The organism is Streptomyces sp. NPDC030296, assembly GCF_055572815.1.
The window spans coordinates 83,108-100,675 of sequence record NZ_JBVICQ010000003.1 but is presented as its reverse complement, the minus strand read 5'-3'; the positions used below and the strand labels follow the sequence as shown (position 1 = coordinate 100,675).

The following is a 17,568-nucleotide window of genomic DNA, read 5'->3' as shown; positions in this document are numbered from 1 at the left end:
AGTCTACGTCAGCGCCACCAGAAACACGAATTCGGTATGACTGCCCACTCCGGATGATCCTTATTCCGCCACGGCAGCGCCCCCTCGCCGGGCCGGAGGCCGGTCGAGGGGGCGCTCATGACCGCCGGTGCGGGTGCCTCAGGCCAGCGGGTCGGGTGCCGCCGTGATGCCGTGCTCCGCCAGCTTCGCCCGGCCGCCGTCGGGCGCCGTCAGCACCAGCGGCCCCTGCTCGGTCAGGGCCACCGAGTGCTCCCAGTGCGAGGACCAGGTGCCGTCGGTCGTCACCACGGTCCAGTCGTCCGACAGGACCTCCGTGCGCGGGGTGCCCAGGGACACCATCGGCTCGATCGCCAGGCAGAAGCCCGGCACCAGCTTCGGCCCCTTGCCGCGCCGCCGCTCGACGTAGTTCAGCAGGTGCGGGTCCATGTGCATCTCCGTGCCGATGCCGTGGCCGCCGTAGTCCTCGACGATGCCGTACTTGCCGCCGCCCGGCTTCGGCTGCCGGCGGATGTACGTCTCGATGGCGCGGGAGATGTCGACGAGCCGGTTCCCCAGCCTCATCGCGGCGATCCCGGCCCACATGGACTCCTCGGTGACCCGCGACAGCTCGATCAGCTCGGGAGCGTGGCCGGAGCCCACGAACGCCGTGTACGCGGCGTCCCCGTGCCAGCCGTCGACGATGGCGCCGCAGTCGATGGAGATGATGTCGCCGTCCTTCAGGACGACGTCGTCGCTCGGGATGCCGTGCACGACGACCTCGTTGACCGAGGTGCAGATGGTCGCGGGGAAGCCGCCGTACCCGAGGAAGTTCGACTTCGCGCCGTGCTCCGCGAGCACCTTGCGGGCCACGTCGTCGAGGTCCTTCGTGGAGGCGCCCGGCACGGCCGCCTCACGGGTGGCCGCGTGGATGGCGGCGACGACCAGCCCCGCCTCGCGCATCTTGGCGATCTGCTCGGGGCTCTTGATCTGCACCATGAGGTCCTGCGCTCTCCGTCTTCTCCGCCTACGGGCGTCCACTGTGCCGCTGGGCCGGTCCTCGGCCCACGGCTCGTCGTTCTCGGGGTTGTCGGCGTTGCCTACACAACAGTACGGCCGCGGCGCCCCTGACGGGCACCGCGGCCGACGTACCGCTGACGGCTACTTGCCGTCGTCCTCGCGCTTCAGCGCGTCCATGGCGCGCTGGGTGACCTCTTCCACCTTGCCGAGCGCCGAGATCGTCACCACGAGGCCCTGGGCCTTGTAGTAGTCGATGATCGGCTCGGTCTGGGTGTGGTAGACCTCCAGGCGCTTGCGGACGGTCTCCTCGGAGTCGTCGTCGCGCTGGTACAGCTCGCCGCCGCAGACGTCGCACACGCCGTCCTGCTGGGGCTGCTTGTACGTGACGTGGAAGACGTGCGCCGAGTCGTTCCGGCAGATGCGCCGGCCGGCGATCCGCTTGACGACCTCTTCCTCCGGGACCTCGAGGTCCAGCACCGCGTCCAGGGTCATGGACTCTTCCCGCAGCGTCACGTCGAGGGCCTCGGCCTGCGAGACGTTGCGCGGGAAGCCGTCGAGCAGGAAGCCGCCCACGGCGTCCGGCTGCTCCATGCGGTCCTTGGCCATGGCGATGGTGACCTCGTCCGGCACCAGTTCGCCCTTGTCCATGTAGGACTTCGCGAGTTTGCCGAGCTCCGTCTGCTTGCTGATGTTGGCCCGGAACAGGTCGCCCGTGGAGATGTGCGGGATGGACAGGTTGTTGGCGAGGAACGCGGCCTGCGTTCCCTTGCCCGCACCCGGCGGCCCGACGAGGACGATTCGCATCAGCGGAGGAACCCTTCGTAATTGCGCTGCTGGAGCTGGCTCTCGATCTGCTTCACCGTCTCCAGACCCACACCCACGATGATGAGGATGCTGGTACCGCCGAACGGGAAGTTCTGGTTTGCCCCGAAACCAGCCAACGCCATTGTCGGGACGAGAGCGATCAGACCCAAGTACAGCGAACCCGGCCAGGTGATCCGGTTGAGCACGTAGGAGAGGTACTCAGCGGTCGGTCGGCCAGCCCGGATGCCCGGGATGAAGCCACCATACTTCTTCATGTTGTCCGCGACTTCCTCGGGGTTGAACGAGATGGCCACGTAGAAGAAGGCGAAGAAGACGATCAGGAAGAAGTAGATCGTGATGTGCACCGGCGCGTCCGGTTGCGCCAGGTTCTTCGTGACCCAGGCGGCCCAGCCGGCCGTCGATCCGGAGAACTGGACGATCAGCGCCGGGATGTAGAGCAGCGACGACGCGAAGATGACGGGGATCACACCCGCCTGGTTCACCTTCAGCGGGATGTACGTCGAGGTACCGCCGTAGGACCGGCGGCCGATCATGCGCTTCGCGTACTGCACCGGGATGCGGCGCTGGGCCTGCTCGACGAAGACCACCAGCGCGACCATCACGAAGCCGACCGCGATCACGGTGGCGAACTCGATCCAGCCGTCCGCCAGGCTTCCCTGCTCCTTGATGGCCCACAGCGCGGCCGGGAAGGTGGCGGCGATCGAGATGAACATCAGGATCGACATGCCGTTGCCGATGCCGCGGTCGGTGATGAGCTCACCGAGCCACATGACGAGCGCCGTGCCGGCGGTCATCGTGATGACCATGACGACGGTGTTGTAGATCGACGGGTCCGGCACGACCTGCTGGGCCTGCGGGCAGTTCGGGAAGAGCGAACCGCTGCGGGCCGTGGCGACCAGGCCGGTGCCCTGAAGGATCGCCAGCGCCACGGTGAGGTACCGCGTGTACTGCGTGATCTTCGCCGTACCGGACTGACCCTCCTTCTTGAGGGCCTCGAGGCGCGGGATCACCACGGTCAGCAGCTGCAGGATGATGCTCGCGGTGATGTACGGCATGATGCCGAGCGCGAAGATCGTGATCTGCAGCAGCGCACCACCACTGAACATGTTGACCAGACCGAAGAGGCCAGAGTTGGACTTCTGCGCATCGATGCAGGCCTGGACAGCGGTGTAGTCGATACCGGGGATCGGGACGTGCGTGCCGATCCGGTAGATCACGATGATGCCGAGCGTGAAGAGCAGCTTCTTGCGCAGGTCGGGCGTCTTGAACGCCCGGGCGAACGCGGTGAGCACGGTTCCTCCTGCGACCCCCGCGACGCGCGCGGTAGGGACTAGTCGTTTCAACAGGGCCCGGTGGGCCGAACGATGTTTTCTACCACCCCGACACCGAACGGCATTCCTCGCGCGGGCACAGGTGGACCTCACGGACTCTAACAGTGCCTGTGCAGCCAGGTGAAGTTCGCTTGCGCGGCGAGCAATTCGCGGTCACCCGCCGTCCACCGGATCCCGTCACATGTTCGAAGTCCGCACACGGGACGGGATCTCCCGCCGAGCGTCTCCCCCTGTCACCGACCACGACGACGAACCGGAAGAAACGGCGCAGATCGCTCGCCGGACTCCGCACTCGCCGCGCGGAAAGTTACCGCACAGTCACCACGGTGTACGACGAATCCTCGTCCGCCGGAGTTCCCGGCGGGAAGGCGTCGGCGGTGCCGACCGCGGTCTTTTCGCGCCGGGTGAACGCCGAAGGCCGAGCGGCTCCCCCGTGAGGGGAACCACCCGGCCTTCGTACGTGCTGCGCGGCGCGGCCGCCCGGGCTCAGATGAGCTCGGTGACGCTGCCGCCGGCGGCGGTGATCTTCTCCTTGGCGGAGCCGGAGACGGCGTCGACCGTCACCTGCAGCGCCACGGAGATCTCGCCCTGGCCGAGGACCTTGACGAGGCTGTTCTTGCGAACGGCACCCTTGGCCACCAGACCCTCGACGGTGACCTCGCCACCCTCGGGGTAGAGCGCGGCCAGCTTGTCGAGGTTCACGACCTGGAACTCGGTCTTGAACGGGTTCTTGAAGCCCTTCAGCTTCGGAAGACGCATGTGGAGGGGCATCTGGCCACCCTCGAAGCGCTCCGGAACCTGGTAGCGGGCCTTGGTGCCCTTGGTACCACGACCGGCCGTCTTACCCTTCGAGGCCTCACCACGACCGACACGGGTCTTGGCGGTCTTGGCACCCGGGGCGGGACGGAGGTTGTGGATCTTGAGCGGGTTGTTCTCCGCCATGATCAGTCGACCTCCTCGACCGTCACGAGGTGGCGGACGGTGTGCACCATGCCGCGGAACTCGGGGCGGTCCTCCTTGACGACCTGCGTGTTGATGCCCTTGAGACCAAGGGAGCGCAGGGTGTCACGGTGGTTCTGCTTGCTGCCGATGTAGGACTTGACCTGCGTGATCTTGAGCTGCGCCATGATCACACACCCGCCCCGGCACGCGCACGGAGCAGAGCCGCGGGGGCGACGTCCTCGAGGGGCAGACCACGGCGGGCCGCGATCTCCTCGGGACGCTGCAGGCCCTTCAGGGCCTCCACGGTCGCGTGCACGATGTTGATCGCGTTGTCGGAGCCGAGCGACTTCGACAGCACGTCGTGGATACCGGCGCACTCGAGCACGGCACGCACCGGACCACCGGCGATAACACCGGTACCGGGGGACGCGGGCTTGAGCAGCACGACGCCGGCAGCCTTCTCACCCTGGATGGGGTGCGGGATGGTGCCCTGGATACGGGGGACCTTGAAGAAGTGCTTCTTGGCCTCCTCAACGCCCTTGGCGATGGCGGCCGGCACCTCCTTGGCCTTGCCGTAACCGACACCCACGGTGCCGTCACCGTCGCCCACCACGACCAGCGCGGTGAAGCTGAAGCGACGACCACCCTTCACAACCTTGGCGACGCGGTTGATCGCGACGACGCGCTCAACGTACGCGGTCTTCTCGGCGGCAGCAGCGCCGCCGTCACGGCCCTTCCGGTCCCGCCGCTCGCCGCCACCGGCACCGCTTCCGCGGCGCTGGGGTCCAGCCATTGGATTACCTCTCTCTTTCCGCTAGCTACAAGCGGCTCAGAACTTGAGCCCGGCTTCGCGGGCGGCGTCGGCCAGGGCCGCGATGCGACCCGCGTACCGGTTACCACCACGGTCGAACACGACGGCCTCGACACCGGCGGCCTTGGCGCGCTCGGCGACCAGGGCGCCGACCTTGCCGGCCTGCGCCGACTTGTCGTCGTCGTTGCCACGGATCGACGCGTCCAGGGTGGAGGCCGACGCAAGAGTGTGACCCTTGAGGTCGTCGATCACCTGGGCCACGATGTGGCGGTTCGAGCGGGTCACGACCAGGCGGGGACGCTCAGCCGTACCGTTGACCTTCTTACGGATACGGATGTGGCGCCGCTTGATGGCAGCACGCTTGTAAGCGTCGCCCTTAGCGATCTTCGTGCCGTATGCCATGGCTTACTTACCCGCCTTTCCGACCTTGCGGCGGATGACTTCGCCCTCGTACTTGACGCCCTTGGCCTTGTACGGGTCGGGCTTGCGCAGCTTGCGGATGTTGGCCGCAACCTCGCCGACCTTCTGCTTGTCGATGCCCTCGACCTGGAAGCGGGTCGGGGTCTCCACCTTGAAGGTGATGCCCTCGGGCGCCTCGACGGTGATCGGGTGGCTGTAGCCGAGCGCGAACTCGAGGTTCGAACCCTTGGCCGTCACGCGGTAACCGACACCGCTGATCTCGAGCTTCTTCACGTAACCCTGGGTCACGCCGGTGATCATGTTCGCCACCAGCGTGCGGGACAGGCCGTGCAGGGCCTTGCTCTGACGCTCGTCGTTGGGGCGGGTGACGTTCAGGACGCCGTCCTCACCCTTGGCGATCTCGATCGGCGCCACGACGGTGTGGGTCAGCGTGCCCTTGGGGCCCTTGACCGAGACCGTCTGGCCGTCGATGGTGACGTCCACGCCGGCGGGAACCGTGATGGGGAGCTTGCCAATGCGCGACATAGCTGTTTCCTCCGTTCCCTTCCGCTACCAGACGTAGGCGAGGACTTCTCCGCCTACGCCCTTCTTGCCGGCCTGCTTGTCGGTGAGGAGCCCGTGGGACGTGGAGATGATCGCCACGCCGAGACCGCCGAGCACCTTCGGCAGGTTGGTGGACTTCGCGTACACCCGGAGACCGGGCTTGGAGATCCGCTTGATGCCCGCGATGGAGCGCTCACGGTTGGGGCCGAACTTCAGCTCCAGGACGAGGTTCTTGCCGACCTCGGCGTCCTCGACCTTCCAGCCCGTGATGAAGCCCTCCTGCTGGAGGATCTCCGCGATGTGAGACTTGATCTTCGATGCCGGCATCGTCACGGAGTCGTGGTATGCCGAGTTCGCGTTCCGCAGACGCGTAAGCATGTCTGCGATCGGATCAGTCATGGTCATGAATTGGCCTTCGGCCTCTCTCGCCGGGGTTTCCAGGTGCCCATCCCTCTCCTCGATCCGAGACGAGGCGGGTGCGGTGCGGTGGACCTACGGCGTAGTAAGTCGTACGGGCGACCATCAGGCGCCCAACCCTCCAAGCCTAAGCCATGGAAGGGAGGGCACCTGACACGCCCAGTGCTTACCGAGAGCTTCCGGAATCCCTAAAAGGCGGGATTACCAGGAGCTCTTGGTCACGCCCGGCAGCTCGCCACGGTGAGCCATCTCACGGAGGCACACGCGGCACAGGCCGAACTTGCGGTACACGGAGTGCGGACGGCCACACCGCTGGCAGCGGGTGTAGCCGCGCACGGCGAACTTCGGCTTGCGGGCAGCCTTCGCGATCAGTGCCTTCTTCGCCATCTCGCTCACGCCTCCTTGAAGGGGAAGCCGAGGTGACGAAGGAGCGCGCGGCCCTCAGCGTCGTTGGTCGCCGTGGTCACCACGGTGATGTCCATACCCCGGGTGCGGTCGATCTTGTCCTGGTCGATCTCGTGGAACATGACCTGCTCGGTGAGACCGAAGGTGTAGTTGCCACGGCCGTCGAACTGCTTGGGGGACAGACCACGGAAGTCGCGGATGCGCGGGAGCGCGAGCGACAGGGTGCGGTCCAGGAACTCCCACATGCGGTCGCCACGGAGCGTGACGTGGGCACCGATCGGCTGGCCCTCACGCAGCTTGAACTGCGCGATGGACTTGCGGGCCTTGGTGACGGCCGGCTTCTGACCGGTGATCGTGGTGAGGTCGCGGATGGCGCCCTCGATCAGCTTGGAGTCGCGGGCGGCGTCGCCCACACCCATGTTGACCACGATCTTGACGAGGCCGGGGATCTGCATGACGTTCTCGTACTTGAACTCGTCACGCAGCTTGCCCGCGATCTCCTCGCGGTACTTCGTCTTCAGACGCGGAGTGGTGGTGGTAGCCATCAGATGTCCTCACCCGTCCGCTTGGCAACGCGGATCTTGTTGCCTTCGTCGTCGAAGCGGTAACCGACGCGGGTCACGACCTTCTTGCCGTCCTTCTCCACGACCAGCTGGACGTTGGAGACGTGGATCGGCGCCTCGGTGGTGACGATGCCGCCGGCCTGCGAACCGCGAGCCGTCGGACCGGCCTTGGTGTGCTTCTTGACCCGGTTGACACCCTCGACCAGGACGCGGTCCTCGCGGGGGAAGGCCGCGATGACCTTGCCCTGCTTGCCCTTGTCCTTACCGGTGATGACCTGGACCAGGTCGCCCTTCTTGATCTTCATGCTTACAGCACCTCCGGCGCGAGCGAGATGATCTTCATGAACTTCTTCTCGCGCAGCTCACGGCCGACGGGGCCGAAGATACGGGTGCCGCGAGGGTCGCCGTCGTTCTTCAGAATGACGGCGGCGTTCTCGTCGAAGCGGATGTACGAGCCGTCCGGACGGCGGCGCTCCTTGACGGTGCGAACGATGACCGCCTTGACGACGTCACCCTTCTTCACGTTGCCACCGGGGATCGCGTCCTTGACGGTGGCGACGATGACGTCACCGATGCCCGCGTAGCGGCGACCGGAGCCACCGAGCACACGGATGCAAAGGATTTCCTTCGCACCAGTGTTGTCGGCGACACGCAGTCGCGACTCCTGCTGGATCACGTCTATCTCCTGATTGTCTGCCGGTTCCCTCCGGAAGCTGACCGGAGAGCCTGGCGGAACCGTCCTGCGGGGATACCCCCGCAGGAATTACTTGCGCCTCTTCGGGCGAGAACCCACGCCGGGGTCCGGGACGGAGCCCCGGCGGGGGTCAGCGGGGGCGGTGCCCCCGCTTATTACTTCGCCTTCTCGAGGATCTCGACGACGCGCCAGTGCTTGGTGGCGGACAGCGGCCGGGTCTCCATCAGGAGGACGCGGTCGCCGACGCCGGCGGCGTTCTGCTCGTCGTGCGCCTTGAGCTTGCTCGTGCTGCGGATGACCTTGCCGTACAGGGCGTGCTTCTTGCGGTCCTCGACGGCGACGACGACGGTCTTGTCCATCTTGTCGCTGACGACGATGCCCTCACGGGTCTTGCGGAAGCCCCGCGCCTCAGTGTTCGTCTCAGTCACGTTGTTCTCGCTCATCAGGCGTTCTCCACCGTTTCGATGCCCAGCTCACGCTCGCGCATCAGGGTGTAGATCCGCGCGATGTCCTTGCGGACCGCCTTCAGACGGCCGTGGTTCTCGAGCTGTCCGGTCGCCGCCTGGAAGCGGAGGTTGAACAGCTCTTCCTTGGCCTCGCGGAGCTTCGCCAGAAGCTCCTCGTTGCCCAGCTCGCGCAGCTCGGACGCCTTGGTACCGGCCGACATCACGCTTCACCTGCCTCGCGCTTGACGATCCGGCACTTCATCGGCAGCTTGTGGGCGGCGCGAGTCAGGGCCTCACGGGCGATCTTCTCGTTGGGGTACGACAGCTCGAACATCACGCGTCCGGGCTTGACGTTGGCGATCCACCACTCCGGGGAACCCTTACCGGAACCCATGCGGGTCTCGGCGGGCTTCTTGGTGAGGGGACGGTCCGGGTAGATGTTGATCCAGACCTTGCCACCACGCTTGATGTGACGCGTCATGGCGATACGAGCGGCCTCGATCTGACGGTTCGTCACATACGCCGGGGTGAGCGCCTGGATGCCGTACTCGCCGAACGCAACCGTCGTGCCACCCTTGGCAGCGCCGTTGCGCTTCGGGTGGTGCTGCTTGCGGTGCTTGACCCTACGGGGGATCAGCATGTCGGTCAGGCCTCCGTTCCGGTGCTCTCAGCCGGAGCGGCGGGGGCCTCGGCCTTGGGGGCCTCGGCGCCGGCAGCCTGCTGCGGCTTGCGACCGCGCCGCTCGCCACCGCGGCCACCACGGGCCGGGCGGTCGGCACCACCGCGGGCCGGGCGGTTACCCGCACGGGCAGCGGCGTTCTCGGCGCGGACCTCGGCGATGTTCTTGACGTCGCCCTTGTAGATCCAGACCTTCACACCGATGCGGCCGAAGGTCGTCTTGGCCTCGAAGAAGCCGTAGTCCACGTTCGCGCGGAGCGTGTGCAGGGGCACACGGCCCTCGCGGTAGAACTCCGAGCGGGACATCTCGGCGCCGCCGAGGCGGCCACCGCACTGGATCTTGATGCCCTTGGCGCCGGCCTTCATGGCGGACTGCATGCTCTTGCGCATGGCCCGACGGAAGGAGACACGGGAGGACAGCTGCTCGGCGACGGCCTGAGCAACCAGCTGAGCGTCGGTCTCGGGGTTCTTGACCTCGAGGATGTTCAGCTGGACCTGCTTGCCCGTCAGCTTCTCCAGCTGACCGCGGATCTTGTCGGCCTCCGCGCCGCGGCGGCCGATGACGATGCCCGGACGCGCGGTGTGGATGTCCACGCGGACACGGTCACGGGTGCGCTCGATCTCCACCTTGGAGATACCGGCGCGCTCCATGCCGGACGTCAGCATCCGACGGATGGCGACGTCTTCCTTGACGTAGTCCTTGTACAGCTTGTCGGCGTACCACCGGGACTTGAAGTCCGTGGTGACACCGAGCCGGAACCCATGCGGGTTAACCTTCTGGCCCATTACCGGGTTCCTTCCTTGCTGCTGACGACCACGGTGATGTGGCTGGTCCGCTTGCGGATCCGGTAGGCACGGCCCTGGGCACGCGGACGGAACCGCTTCAGGGTCGGACCCTCGTCGACGTACGCCTCGCTGATGAACAGCGAAGTGGCGTCCGTGTGGTCGTAGTTGTGCGCGGCGTTGGCAATGGCGCTGTCGAGCACCTTGCCGACGGGCACGGAGGCGGCCTGCGGAGCGAATCGCAGGACCGCCTGAGCCTCCGTGGCGTCCATGCCACGGATAAGGTCCACCACGCGGCGGGCCTTCATGGGCGTGACGCGGATGTACCGCGCCTGGGCCCTGGCTTCCATGGTTGTCCCTTCAGTTACTTACGTGTCTGAATGCGATCCGCTACTAGCGGCGCTTCGACTTCCGGTCTTCCTTGACGTGACCCCGGAAGGTGCGCGTCGGCGAGAACTCGCCGAGCTTGTGGCCGACCATCGACTCGGTGACGAACACCGGGATGTGGGTCTTGCCGTTGTGCACCGCGATCGTGTGGCCGAGCATGGCCGGGACGATCATCGAGCGACGGGACCAGGTCTTGATGACGTTCTTGGTGCCGGCTTCGTTCTGGGCGTCCACCTTCTTGATCAGGTGGTCGTCGACGAAGGGCCCCTTCTTGAGACTGCGCGGCATCTAAACCCGCTCCTAGCGCTTCTTGTTCGTCTTGCGGCGGCGGACGATGTACTTGTTCGACGCCTTCTTGGGCGAACGAGTACGACCTTCCTTCTGACCCCAGGGGCTGACCGGGTGGCGACCACCGGAGGTCTTGCCCTCACCACCACCGTGGGGGTGGTCAACCGGGTTCATCGCCACACCGCGAACGGTCGGGCGGACGCCCAGCCAGCGCTTGCGGCCGGCCTTGCCCCAGTTGATGTTGCTCTGCTCGGCGTTGCCGACCTCGCCGACGGTGGCGCGGCAGCGCACGTCGACCAGGCGGATCTCACCGGAGGGCATGCGGAGGTGGGCGTAGGCGCCCTCCTTCGCGAGCAGCTGCACGGAGGCACCGGCGGAGCGGGCGAACTTGGCACCGCCACCGGGACGGAGCTCGATCGCGTGGATCGTGGTACCGACCGGGATGTTGCGGAGGGCCAGGTTGTTGCCCGGCTTGATGTCGGCCCCGGGACCGTTCTCGACGCGGTCACCCTGCTGCAGGTTGCGCGGGGCGAGGATGTAGCGCTTCTCGCCGTCGGCGTAGTGCAGCAGCGCGATGCGCGCGGTGCGGTTGGGGTCGTACTCGATGTGCGCGACCTTCGCCGGCACGCCGTCCTTGTCGTGACGACGGAAGTCGATCACTCGGTAGGCGCGCTTGTGTCCGCCACCCTGGTGGCGAACGGTCACACGACCGGCGTTGTTACGGCCGCCCTTGCTGTGCAGGGGGCGGACCAGCGACTTCTCCGGCGTGGACCGCGTGATCTCGACGAAGTCGGCGACGCTGGAACCACGACGGCCCGGCGTAGTCGGCTTGTACTTGCGGATTCCCATTTCTCAGTCCTCGTCCGATATCGGACGATCCGACCCGCTTACGCGGTCGGACCGCCGAAGATGTCGATACGGTCGCCCTCGGCGAGGGTCACGATCGCGCGCTTCGTCGCGGAGCGCTGGCCGAAGCCGGTGCGGGTCCGCTTGCGCTTGCCCTGGCGGTTGATCGTGTTGACCCCGGTGACCTTGACCGAGAAGACCGACTGGACGGCCTGCTTGATCTGGGTCTTGTTGGCGCCGGGCGCGACGATGAACGTGTACTTGTTCTCGTCGAGGAGCGCGTAGCTCTTCTCCGACACGACCGGCTTGATCAGGACGTCACGGGGGTCCGTGTACGCCTTGCTCGCCGGGGTGACGACGGTGTTCTTGCCCTCGGTGGCGTGGCGACGCGCCTTGGCGACGCGCGCGGCCTTGGCGGCCTTGGCCGCCTTCGAGGCGATGGAGGGGTGACGGACGGCCATCAGACCTCAGTCCCTTCGGTGTCGTTGGCCTTCGGGCCGGCGACGAAGGACTCGAGAGCGGCCTGGGTGAAGACCACGTCGTCCGAGACGATCACGTCGTACGTGTTCAGCTGGCCCGGCTCCAGGATGTGCACCTGGGGCAGGTTACGGGCGGAGAGCCACGCGGCCTCGTCGGAGCGCTCGGCGACCAGGAGCAGGTTCTTGCGCTCCGAGATCTTGCCGAACAGGCTCTTGGCGGCCTTGGTGGAGGGGTTCTCGCCCTCGATCACGCCGGAGACGACGTGGATGCGGTTGTGACGGGCCCGGTCGGTGAGGGCGTGGCGCAGGGCCGCGGCCTTCATCTTCTTCGGGGTCCGCTGCGAGTAGTCACGCGGCTGCGGGCCGTGGACGACGCCACCACCGGCGAACTGGGGCGCGCGGGTCGAGCCCTGACGGGCGCGGCCGGTGCCCTTCTGGCGGTACGGCTTCTTGCCGCCACCGCGAACCTCGCCGCGGGTCTTGGTCTTGTGCGTGCCCTGGCGGGCAGCGGCGTTCTGCGCGACGACGACCTGGTGGATCAGCGGGATGCTGACCTTCTCCACGCCGAAGATCTCCGCGGGGAGCTCGACGCTTCCGGTCTTCTCGCCGGCAGGCGAAAGGATGTCAACAGTGCTCATCGGTACCTCAGGCCCCCTTGGCCGCGGTGCGGACCAGGACGAGGCCGCCGTTCGGACCGGGAACCGCGCCCTTGATGAGCAGCAGACCCTTCTCCGCGTCAACGGCGTGGACGGTCAGGTTCTGGGTGGTGACCCGCTCGTTGCCCATGCGACCCGCCATGCGGAGGCCCTTGAACACACGGCCCGGGGTGGCGCAGCCACCGATGGAACCGGGAGAGCGGTGCTTGCGCTGGGTGCCGTGTCCGGCGCCGAGGCCACGGAAGTTGTGACGCTTCATGACACCGGCGAAGCCCTTGCCCTTGCTCTTGCCGGTGACGTCGACCTTCACGCCGGCCTCGAACACCTCAGCGGTGATCTCCTGGCCCAGCGTGTACTCGGAGGCGTCCGCGGTGCGGATCTCGACGAGGTGGCGACGGGGGGTGACGTCGGCCTTGGCGAAGTGGCCCTTGAGGGGCTTGTTCACCTTGCGCGGGTCGATCTCGCCGAAGGCGATCTGGACCGACTCGTAGCCGTCGACGTCGTTGGTACGAACCTGGGTCACGACGTTGGGGCCGGCCTTGACGACGGTGACCGGAACAACACGGTTGTTCTCGTCCCACACCTGCGTCATGCCGAGCTTCTCGCCCAGGATGCCCTTGATCTGCTTAGCCATTCTCAGATCACCGCCCTCAGAGCTTGATCTCGATGTCGACACCGGCCGGGAGGTCGAGTCGCATCAGAGAGTCAACGGTCTTGGGGGTGGGGTCGAGAATGTCGATCAGGCGCTTGTGCGTGCGCATCTCGAAGTGCTCGCGCGAGTCCTTGTACTTGTGCGGCGACTTGATGACGCAGTACACGTTCTTCTCAGTGGGCAGCGGCACCGGGCCCGCGACCGACGCACCAGTGCGGGTCACCGTCTCGACGATCTTCTTCGCCGAGGAGTCGATGACCTCGTGGTCGTAGGCCTTGAGCCGGATGCGGATCTTCTGTCCCGCCATGGCTACTCAGTAGTCCTGTCTCTTCTAACGCTCTGGAACCTGGTGTTCCCTGGTCCGTCCTCCGACCCACGCGGTCGGGCGTGTCGCGCTTCCGCTGACACAGATGTCCCTTGTTCGAACATCCCCTGCGCGGGAACGCGGCCCTACCGGAACCGCGGGCCGGGGGCGGAGGCCCACCGGGCGCCTGGCCGGCGCCGCGCCACACTTCCCGGAAGATTCCCGTACGTCCGCTCCAGCGCTGCCGTGAGGCAGTTAGAGCGACGAGTACTGTGGGACTCGCTTCCGGTCCCCCCGGCGGGAGGCGTGCAGCATCAACACTCGACCGAGCAACTCCGACAGTCTGCCATATGGCCCAGGCCCTCCGCCAATCGAGCCGGAGAGATTACCCCGAGAGTGACCAAGGTCAAACCAGACCCCCGCGAGCCGTCGCCACACGGGCCCCCGGCGGGCGTCCGGCGGGGGCCGACCCGTTTGAATGACACCGTGCATGACAGGTCGTACGCGTTCCGGGTCTCCGTGGACCGCCCCTCCCCCGTGGCCGATCCGCTCTCGCTGGGGCTGCCGCCCGACGCCGAGCCGGCGTCGACGATCCGGCCGCCGACCGCGCCCGGTGCGCGGGACGCGCCGGTGGCCCGGGTCTTCGCGCCCCGCTCGGGGCTGCCGGGGGTCCGTGAGACGCCGTCGCCCTTCTGGATCGTCGACGGTACGAGCGACACGCTGTGGTGCTCGGTCCACCCGGTGGCCCCGGGCGCCCATGACGTCCGCGCCGCCGACGGCACCGTCCTGGCGCGGGTCACCCGCCGCGCCGGCCGGGTCCTGCCGTGGCCGCGCCGGGTCCGCTGGTCCGTGGGGACGGCGGGCACACCGCTGACGGCCACGGGTAAGGAGGGCACCTGGTACGCGTGGCTGCTCCTGGCGGCGACGGCCCCGCTCTGGGCGGTGTGCCTGCTGGTCGTGAAGGTGTACGACCTCCTGAACGGCGAGAGCGACGACTACGTGTCCCGCCCCACGCGGACCCGCTGGCGGGTGAAGGGCAGGGGGACGGTCCTGGATTTCCGGGGCCTCGGTGAGAAAACCTTCCACTCGGACCCCGGACGTCTGGACATGCGTATCGCCCATGCCGTGGCGATTCTCCGGGCCTGGGAGGACAAGGACCGGGTCATGGCCGAACCACGGGACGGGGGCGGTCGCGGCGGAGCCGCGCGGAAGATGGCCAGGGAGGACGCCGTGGCGGCGGGAGCCCGATTTCTGATGACGGAGTGCTACCCGGACCGGGCGGATTCCGTCGTCATGCTTCCCGACTCGGCCGTCGACTTCGCCTACGGATGGACCGTGCGGTTCGACTTCAGGGAGCACATCGAGACGGGCGACCCCACCCAGGCCCCGTTCAGTGCCGTGGTCGTGGTCCCGCACGACGGGACACCGGCCCACTTCGCGCCGACGTTCCCGCCCACCGAGACGTACATGACGCTGCGCGCCACGGGAGCCTGGCCGCCCGCTTAGGCCGTGTCGCGCTCAGTCGCGTACCGACGTGCGTTCCGCCCCGGCGACCAGGTGGGCCGTGCCCAGGCCGAGGGCGATCGCGGCGGGCAGGAACAGGACGACCGCCGGGGGCGCCGTCCTGTCGAGGAGCCAGGCACCCAGCACGCCGCCGATGAACATCGCGCCGACCGACGCGAGACGGCGTCTCTCGTGCCGGGGGCCCGAGCCGATCCGGGTGTCGGGGGTCGGCGGGAGGGCGCTGAGGAGGGCGGTCAGGGAACGGGTGGACAGGGTGGTGGGCACGTCCGGGACCGACGCCCTCAGCGCGGTGACGTTGCGGAGCCCCATCGCCCCGGCCACCAGCGCGATCACCGCGAGGTGGCGGCCCGTCAGCGGTTCGCCCGGCGCGGTCGACGCGTGGACGCCGGTGCGCCACGCGACCAGGGCGCCCACCCCCAGCAGCGCCCCCTCGGCGAGCAGGGCGACCACGAACCAGCGGCCGCCCCGCCGGTCCACCCCCGACTCCACCCGGGAGCCGAGCACCGTGCCCACCGCGAAGCCGACGAGGGAGACACCGGACGCGGCCGGGGAGAGATCGGCGGCGCCGGTGAGCGCGAAGGCGAGGAAGAGCAGGTTGCCCGTCTGCACCGCGGTGAACACCGGGCCCAGCACGAGGAAGCTCACGGCCTCGATCATGCCGGTGGTCAGGGTGAGCACCAGCATCACCGAGGTGAGGACGGCACCCGCTCCGGGTTTCATGGCGGGACCCTAGGTCCCGTTAATCCGTTGGCCCGCCGTCGCCACGCGCTCCTACGCTGATCAGGCGCGCCCGCACGGCGCTCGGGCGGGGGAACATCCATCATGCGTACGCACTATCCACGGACCCGGCATCTGCCCTGGTCCCCCGGCGCGACCTCGGACGATCTCCGGGTCACGGATCTGTCCGGGCTGCGCGGGCGCGAGGTCGTCGTCACCGAGAAGCTCGACGGCGAGAACACGACGCTGTACGCCGACGGCCTCCACGCCCGGTCGCTCGACTCCGCCCACCACCCCTCCCGCACCTGGGTCAAGGCGCTCCAGGCGCGCATCGGGCCGTACATCCCCGAGGGGTGGCGGGTGTGCGGGGAGAACATGTTCGCCCGGCACTCCCTCGCGTACGAGGACCTGGAGAGCTGGTTCTACGGCTTCTCGGTGTGGGACGCCGGGGGCCGCTGCCTCGACTGGGACAGCACGGTCCGCTTTCTGCGGGGGCTCGGGATCCCGGTGCCGCGGGTGCTGTGGCGGGGCGAGTTCGACGAGCGGGCACTCCGGGCGCTGCGGCTGGACCTCGCACGACAGGAGGGGTACGTCGTCCGGGTCGTGGACGGTTTCGGCGCGGCGGAGTTCGGGGCGCGTGTGGCGAAGTGGGTGCGGGCCGGGCACGTCCGGACGGACACGCACTGGATGCACGCGGCGGTCGTCGAGAACGGTCTTGGCGCGCGGGCCGCCCTGTGGGACGTGCGCTCGGGGGTCGGTGTCGACGCGGCGGTGCTGACGGAGGCGGTCGGGCTGTCCGGCGCGGGGGACGTGGGGGACGCGGGGGCTCTCGCTCGGTTCGACGGGGCCGGGTTCACCGGGGACGACCGGCTCGCCGGGGCCCTCGCCGCGCTGCTGCACACCCGGCACGGCCAGCGGGGGTGGCTCGCGGCGCGGCTCGCCGGGGTGGTGGGCCTGCCGCTCGCACGGCGGGTGGCGGATCTCGTCGGGCTGCACCCGGCGCTGCACCGGCCGTATCCGGACGGGGACCGGCGGACGGGCCTGCTGCGGATGTCGTACGCCGCCGACCTCGGGCTGCTGCACGCGGTCGCTCGGGCCACCGCGGACACGGACGAGGCGCGGGACCAGGTGGAGTGGTCCGCGCTGCACGCGGAGGAGGTCGGCCGCCCGGAGTGGGACGCGCTGCGGGCCGCGTTCGCCGACCTGCCCGCCGACGCGGCCGCCCGCTGCCGGGCCGAGGCCCGGGAGGCGTACGCGCGCGGGCGGATCAGCGCGATCGCGGGGGACGGTGGGAGCGATGAGCTCAGCGCGAGCGGCCGGCCCGGCCGCCCTGAGGGCCTGCCCCGGGCGGTGTCCGAGGAGGCCGTGGCCGCGACGTGGCGGTGGCGGGCGGGTGACTTCCCGAAGCTGATCCAGCTGGTGGGCCCGTCGGGCAGCGGCAAGAGCACGTTCGGGCGGGAGCTGCCGGGGGTGGACGCCTACGTGTCGCTGGACGAGTTGCGCGCGGGCCGGGGTGCGCGCGCCGATCAGCGGGCCAACGCGGAGGTGTTGCGCGCGGGGCTCGACCGGCTGGACGCGGCGCTGGCCGCCGGGGGGACGGTGGTGTGGGACGCCACGTCGCTCACCCGGCAGCAGCGCTCGCTCGTGCACGCGGTCGCCCACCGCCGGGACGCCCTGGTCACCCATGCCGTGGTCCTCGTCGACGAGGACGAGCTGGTGCGGCGCAACGCCCGCCGCGAGCACCCGGTGCCGGCGGAGGTGCTCACCACGCAGGTGCGCAGGTTCAGCCCGCCGTACCCGGGCGACGCCCATCGCACCTGGTACATCGGGGCGAGTGGGACCGTAGAGGAAGAGGTCTGAG

Annotated in this window: 27 protein-coding genes; 2 read left to right on the top strand and 25 right to left on the bottom strand. The window is 68.4% G+C overall.

Going from position 1 to position 17,568, the window contains the following annotated elements:
* Nucleotides 1–138: 138 nt before the first annotated feature.
* From map to rpsJ, 24 genes are all read right to left on the bottom strand, one after another.
* The gene (gene map, locus ACZ4Z3_RS08535) at nucleotides 139–975 is read right to left on the bottom strand and encodes a type I methionyl aminopeptidase (RefSeq protein WP_055536773.1); all 837 of its coding nucleotides are present in this window, start codon (nucleotides 973–975) and stop codon (nucleotides 139–141) included.
* A 162-nt stretch (nucleotides 976–1,137) separates the two neighbouring features.
* Nucleotides 1,138–1,800 (bottom strand): adenylate kinase, encoded by a 663-nt coding sequence (locus ACZ4Z3_RS08530; RefSeq protein WP_468500290.1) that lies wholly within the window; start codon nucleotides 1,798–1,800, stop codon nucleotides 1,138–1,140.
* Nucleotides 1,800–3,113, bottom strand: a complete 1,314-nt coding sequence (gene secY / locus ACZ4Z3_RS08525) for a preprotein translocase subunit SecY (protein WP_468500289.1) — start codon at nucleotides 3,111–3,113, stop codon at nucleotides 1,800–1,802. Before secY ends, ACZ4Z3_RS08530 begins: the two co-directional genes overlap by 1 nt.
* Nucleotides 3,114–3,638: 525 nt before the next feature.
* Nucleotides 3,639–4,094, bottom strand: a complete 456-nt coding sequence (rplO, locus tag ACZ4Z3_RS08520; RefSeq protein WP_055517269.1) for a 50S ribosomal protein L15 — start codon at nucleotides 4,092–4,094, stop codon at nucleotides 3,639–3,641.
* 2 nt (nucleotides 4,095–4,096) lie between these two features.
* Complete coding sequence (gene rpmD / locus ACZ4Z3_RS08515; RefSeq protein ID WP_003974250.1) at nucleotides 4,097–4,279, bottom strand: 50S ribosomal protein L30; 183 nt, start codon at nucleotides 4,277–4,279, stop codon at nucleotides 4,097–4,099.
* A gap of 2 nt (nucleotides 4,280–4,281) precedes the next feature.
* Nucleotides 4,282–4,887, bottom strand: a complete 606-nt coding sequence (gene rpsE, locus ACZ4Z3_RS08510) for a 30S ribosomal protein S5 (RefSeq protein ID WP_058923758.1) — start codon at nucleotides 4,885–4,887, stop codon at nucleotides 4,282–4,284.
* A 36-nt stretch (nucleotides 4,888–4,923) separates the two neighbouring features.
* The gene (gene rplR, locus ACZ4Z3_RS08505; RefSeq protein WP_468100356.1) at nucleotides 4,924–5,307 is read right to left on the bottom strand and encodes a 50S ribosomal protein L18; all 384 of its coding nucleotides are present in this window, start codon (nucleotides 5,305–5,307) and stop codon (nucleotides 4,924–4,926) included.
* 3 nt (nucleotides 5,308–5,310) lie between these two features.
* Nucleotides 5,311–5,850: a 50S ribosomal protein L6 gene (gene rplF, locus ACZ4Z3_RS08500; protein ID WP_058923759.1), complete on the bottom strand. Its 540-nt coding sequence runs from the start codon at nucleotides 5,848–5,850 to the stop codon at nucleotides 5,311–5,313.
* Between the two features lie 24 nt (nucleotides 5,851–5,874).
* Nucleotides 5,875–6,273: a 30S ribosomal protein S8 gene (gene rpsH / locus ACZ4Z3_RS08495; RefSeq protein WP_007384075.1), complete on the bottom strand. Its 399-nt coding sequence runs from the start codon at nucleotides 6,271–6,273 to the stop codon at nucleotides 5,875–5,877.
* A gap of 213 nt (nucleotides 6,274–6,486) precedes the next feature.
* Complete coding sequence (locus tag ACZ4Z3_RS08490) at nucleotides 6,487–6,672, bottom strand: type Z 30S ribosomal protein S14 (RefSeq protein WP_049567381.1); 186 nt, start codon at nucleotides 6,670–6,672, stop codon at nucleotides 6,487–6,489.
* Between the two features lie 5 nt (nucleotides 6,673–6,677).
* Nucleotides 6,678–7,235 carry a 50S ribosomal protein L5 gene (gene rplE, locus ACZ4Z3_RS08485; RefSeq protein WP_020135807.1) on the bottom strand — a complete coding sequence of 186 codons (558 nt, stop codon included), beginning with the start codon at nucleotides 7,233–7,235 and terminating at the stop codon, nucleotides 6,678–6,680.
* A complete protein-coding gene (rplX, locus tag ACZ4Z3_RS08480; RefSeq protein ID WP_010036713.1) occupies nucleotides 7,235–7,558 on the bottom strand; it encodes a 50S ribosomal protein L24 in 324 nt (107 codons plus the stop codon). The genes rplE and rplX overlap by 1 nt, the downstream gene beginning before the upstream one ends.
* A 2-nt stretch (nucleotides 7,559–7,560) precedes the next feature.
* Nucleotides 7,561–7,929 carry a 50S ribosomal protein L14 gene (gene rplN / locus ACZ4Z3_RS08475; protein WP_003998823.1) on the bottom strand — a complete coding sequence of 123 codons (369 nt, stop codon included), beginning with the start codon at nucleotides 7,927–7,929 and terminating at the stop codon, nucleotides 7,561–7,563.
* 173 nt (nucleotides 7,930–8,102) lie between these two features.
* Nucleotides 8,103–8,390 (bottom strand): 30S ribosomal protein S17, encoded by a 288-nt coding sequence (gene rpsQ, locus ACZ4Z3_RS08470; protein WP_006130775.1) that lies wholly within the window; start codon nucleotides 8,388–8,390, stop codon nucleotides 8,103–8,105.
* Nucleotides 8,390–8,614, bottom strand: coding sequence for a 50S ribosomal protein L29 (gene rpmC, locus ACZ4Z3_RS08465; protein WP_007494763.1), 225 nt, complete (start codon nucleotides 8,612–8,614; stop codon nucleotides 8,390–8,392). Before rpmC ends, rpsQ begins: the two co-directional genes overlap by 1 nt.
* The gene (gene rplP / locus ACZ4Z3_RS08460) at nucleotides 8,614–9,033 is read right to left on the bottom strand and encodes a 50S ribosomal protein L16 (protein WP_055536777.1); all 420 of its coding nucleotides are present in this window, start codon (nucleotides 9,031–9,033) and stop codon (nucleotides 8,614–8,616) included. Before rplP ends, rpmC begins: the two co-directional genes overlap by 1 nt.
* Nucleotides 9,034–9,038: 5 nt before the next feature.
* A complete protein-coding gene (rpsC, locus tag ACZ4Z3_RS08455) occupies nucleotides 9,039–9,857 on the bottom strand; it encodes a 30S ribosomal protein S3 (RefSeq protein ID WP_055536778.1) in 819 nt (272 codons plus the stop codon).
* Nucleotides 9,857–10,204, bottom strand: a complete 348-nt coding sequence (gene rplV, locus ACZ4Z3_RS08450) for a 50S ribosomal protein L22 (RefSeq protein WP_055536779.1) — start codon at nucleotides 10,202–10,204, stop codon at nucleotides 9,857–9,859. Before rplV ends, rpsC begins: the two co-directional genes overlap by 1 nt.
* Nucleotides 10,205–10,247: 43 nt before the next feature.
* Nucleotides 10,248–10,529 (bottom strand): 30S ribosomal protein S19, encoded by a 282-nt coding sequence (rpsS, locus tag ACZ4Z3_RS08445; protein WP_004984529.1) that lies wholly within the window; start codon nucleotides 10,527–10,529, stop codon nucleotides 10,248–10,250.
* Between the two features lie 12 nt (nucleotides 10,530–10,541).
* On the bottom strand, nucleotides 10,542–11,378 hold the full coding sequence (gene rplB / locus ACZ4Z3_RS08440; RefSeq protein ID WP_055517283.1) for a 50S ribosomal protein L2: 837 nt from the start codon (nucleotides 11,376–11,378) through the stop codon (nucleotides 10,542–10,544).
* 38 nt (nucleotides 11,379–11,416) lie between these two features.
* Nucleotides 11,417–11,836 (bottom strand): 50S ribosomal protein L23, encoded by a 420-nt coding sequence (rplW, locus tag ACZ4Z3_RS08435; protein WP_055517285.1) that lies wholly within the window; start codon nucleotides 11,834–11,836, stop codon nucleotides 11,417–11,419.
* On the bottom strand, nucleotides 11,836–12,492 hold the full coding sequence (rplD, locus tag ACZ4Z3_RS08430; RefSeq protein WP_468500288.1) for a 50S ribosomal protein L4: 657 nt from the start codon (nucleotides 12,490–12,492) through the stop codon (nucleotides 11,836–11,838). Before rplD ends, rplW begins: the two co-directional genes overlap by 1 nt.
* Before the next feature lie 7 nt (nucleotides 12,493–12,499).
* A complete protein-coding gene (gene rplC / locus ACZ4Z3_RS08425; RefSeq protein WP_014674369.1) occupies nucleotides 12,500–13,144 on the bottom strand; it encodes a 50S ribosomal protein L3 in 645 nt (214 codons plus the stop codon).
* A 16-nt stretch (nucleotides 13,145–13,160) separates the two neighbouring features.
* A complete protein-coding gene (gene rpsJ, locus ACZ4Z3_RS08420) occupies nucleotides 13,161–13,469 on the bottom strand; it encodes a 30S ribosomal protein S10 (protein ID WP_003948644.1) in 309 nt (102 codons plus the stop codon).
* A 483-nt stretch (nucleotides 13,470–13,952) separates the two neighbouring features.
* On the opposite strand from rpsJ, the gene ACZ4Z3_RS08415 reads away from it, so the two are divergent.
* Nucleotides 13,953–14,972 (top strand): hypothetical protein, encoded by a 1,020-nt coding sequence (locus ACZ4Z3_RS08415; RefSeq protein ID WP_468500287.1) that lies wholly within the window; start codon nucleotides 13,953–13,955, stop codon nucleotides 14,970–14,972.
* A 12-nt stretch (nucleotides 14,973–14,984) separates the two neighbouring features.
* Here ACZ4Z3_RS08415 and ACZ4Z3_RS08410 read toward each other — a convergent pair whose 3' ends face one another.
* Nucleotides 14,985–15,710 carry a YoaK family protein gene (locus ACZ4Z3_RS08410; RefSeq protein ID WP_468500286.1) on the bottom strand — a complete coding sequence of 242 codons (726 nt, stop codon included), beginning with the start codon at nucleotides 15,708–15,710 and terminating at the stop codon, nucleotides 14,985–14,987.
* 102 nt (nucleotides 15,711–15,812) lie between these two features.
* Here ACZ4Z3_RS08410 and ACZ4Z3_RS08405 point away from each other — a divergent pair, with 102 nt between their 5' ends.
* Nucleotides 15,813–17,567: an RNA ligase family protein gene (locus ACZ4Z3_RS08405; RefSeq protein ID WP_468500285.1), complete on the top strand. Its 1,755-nt coding sequence runs from the start codon at nucleotides 15,813–15,815 to the stop codon at nucleotides 17,565–17,567.
* Nucleotide 17,568: the final 1 nt, after the last annotated feature.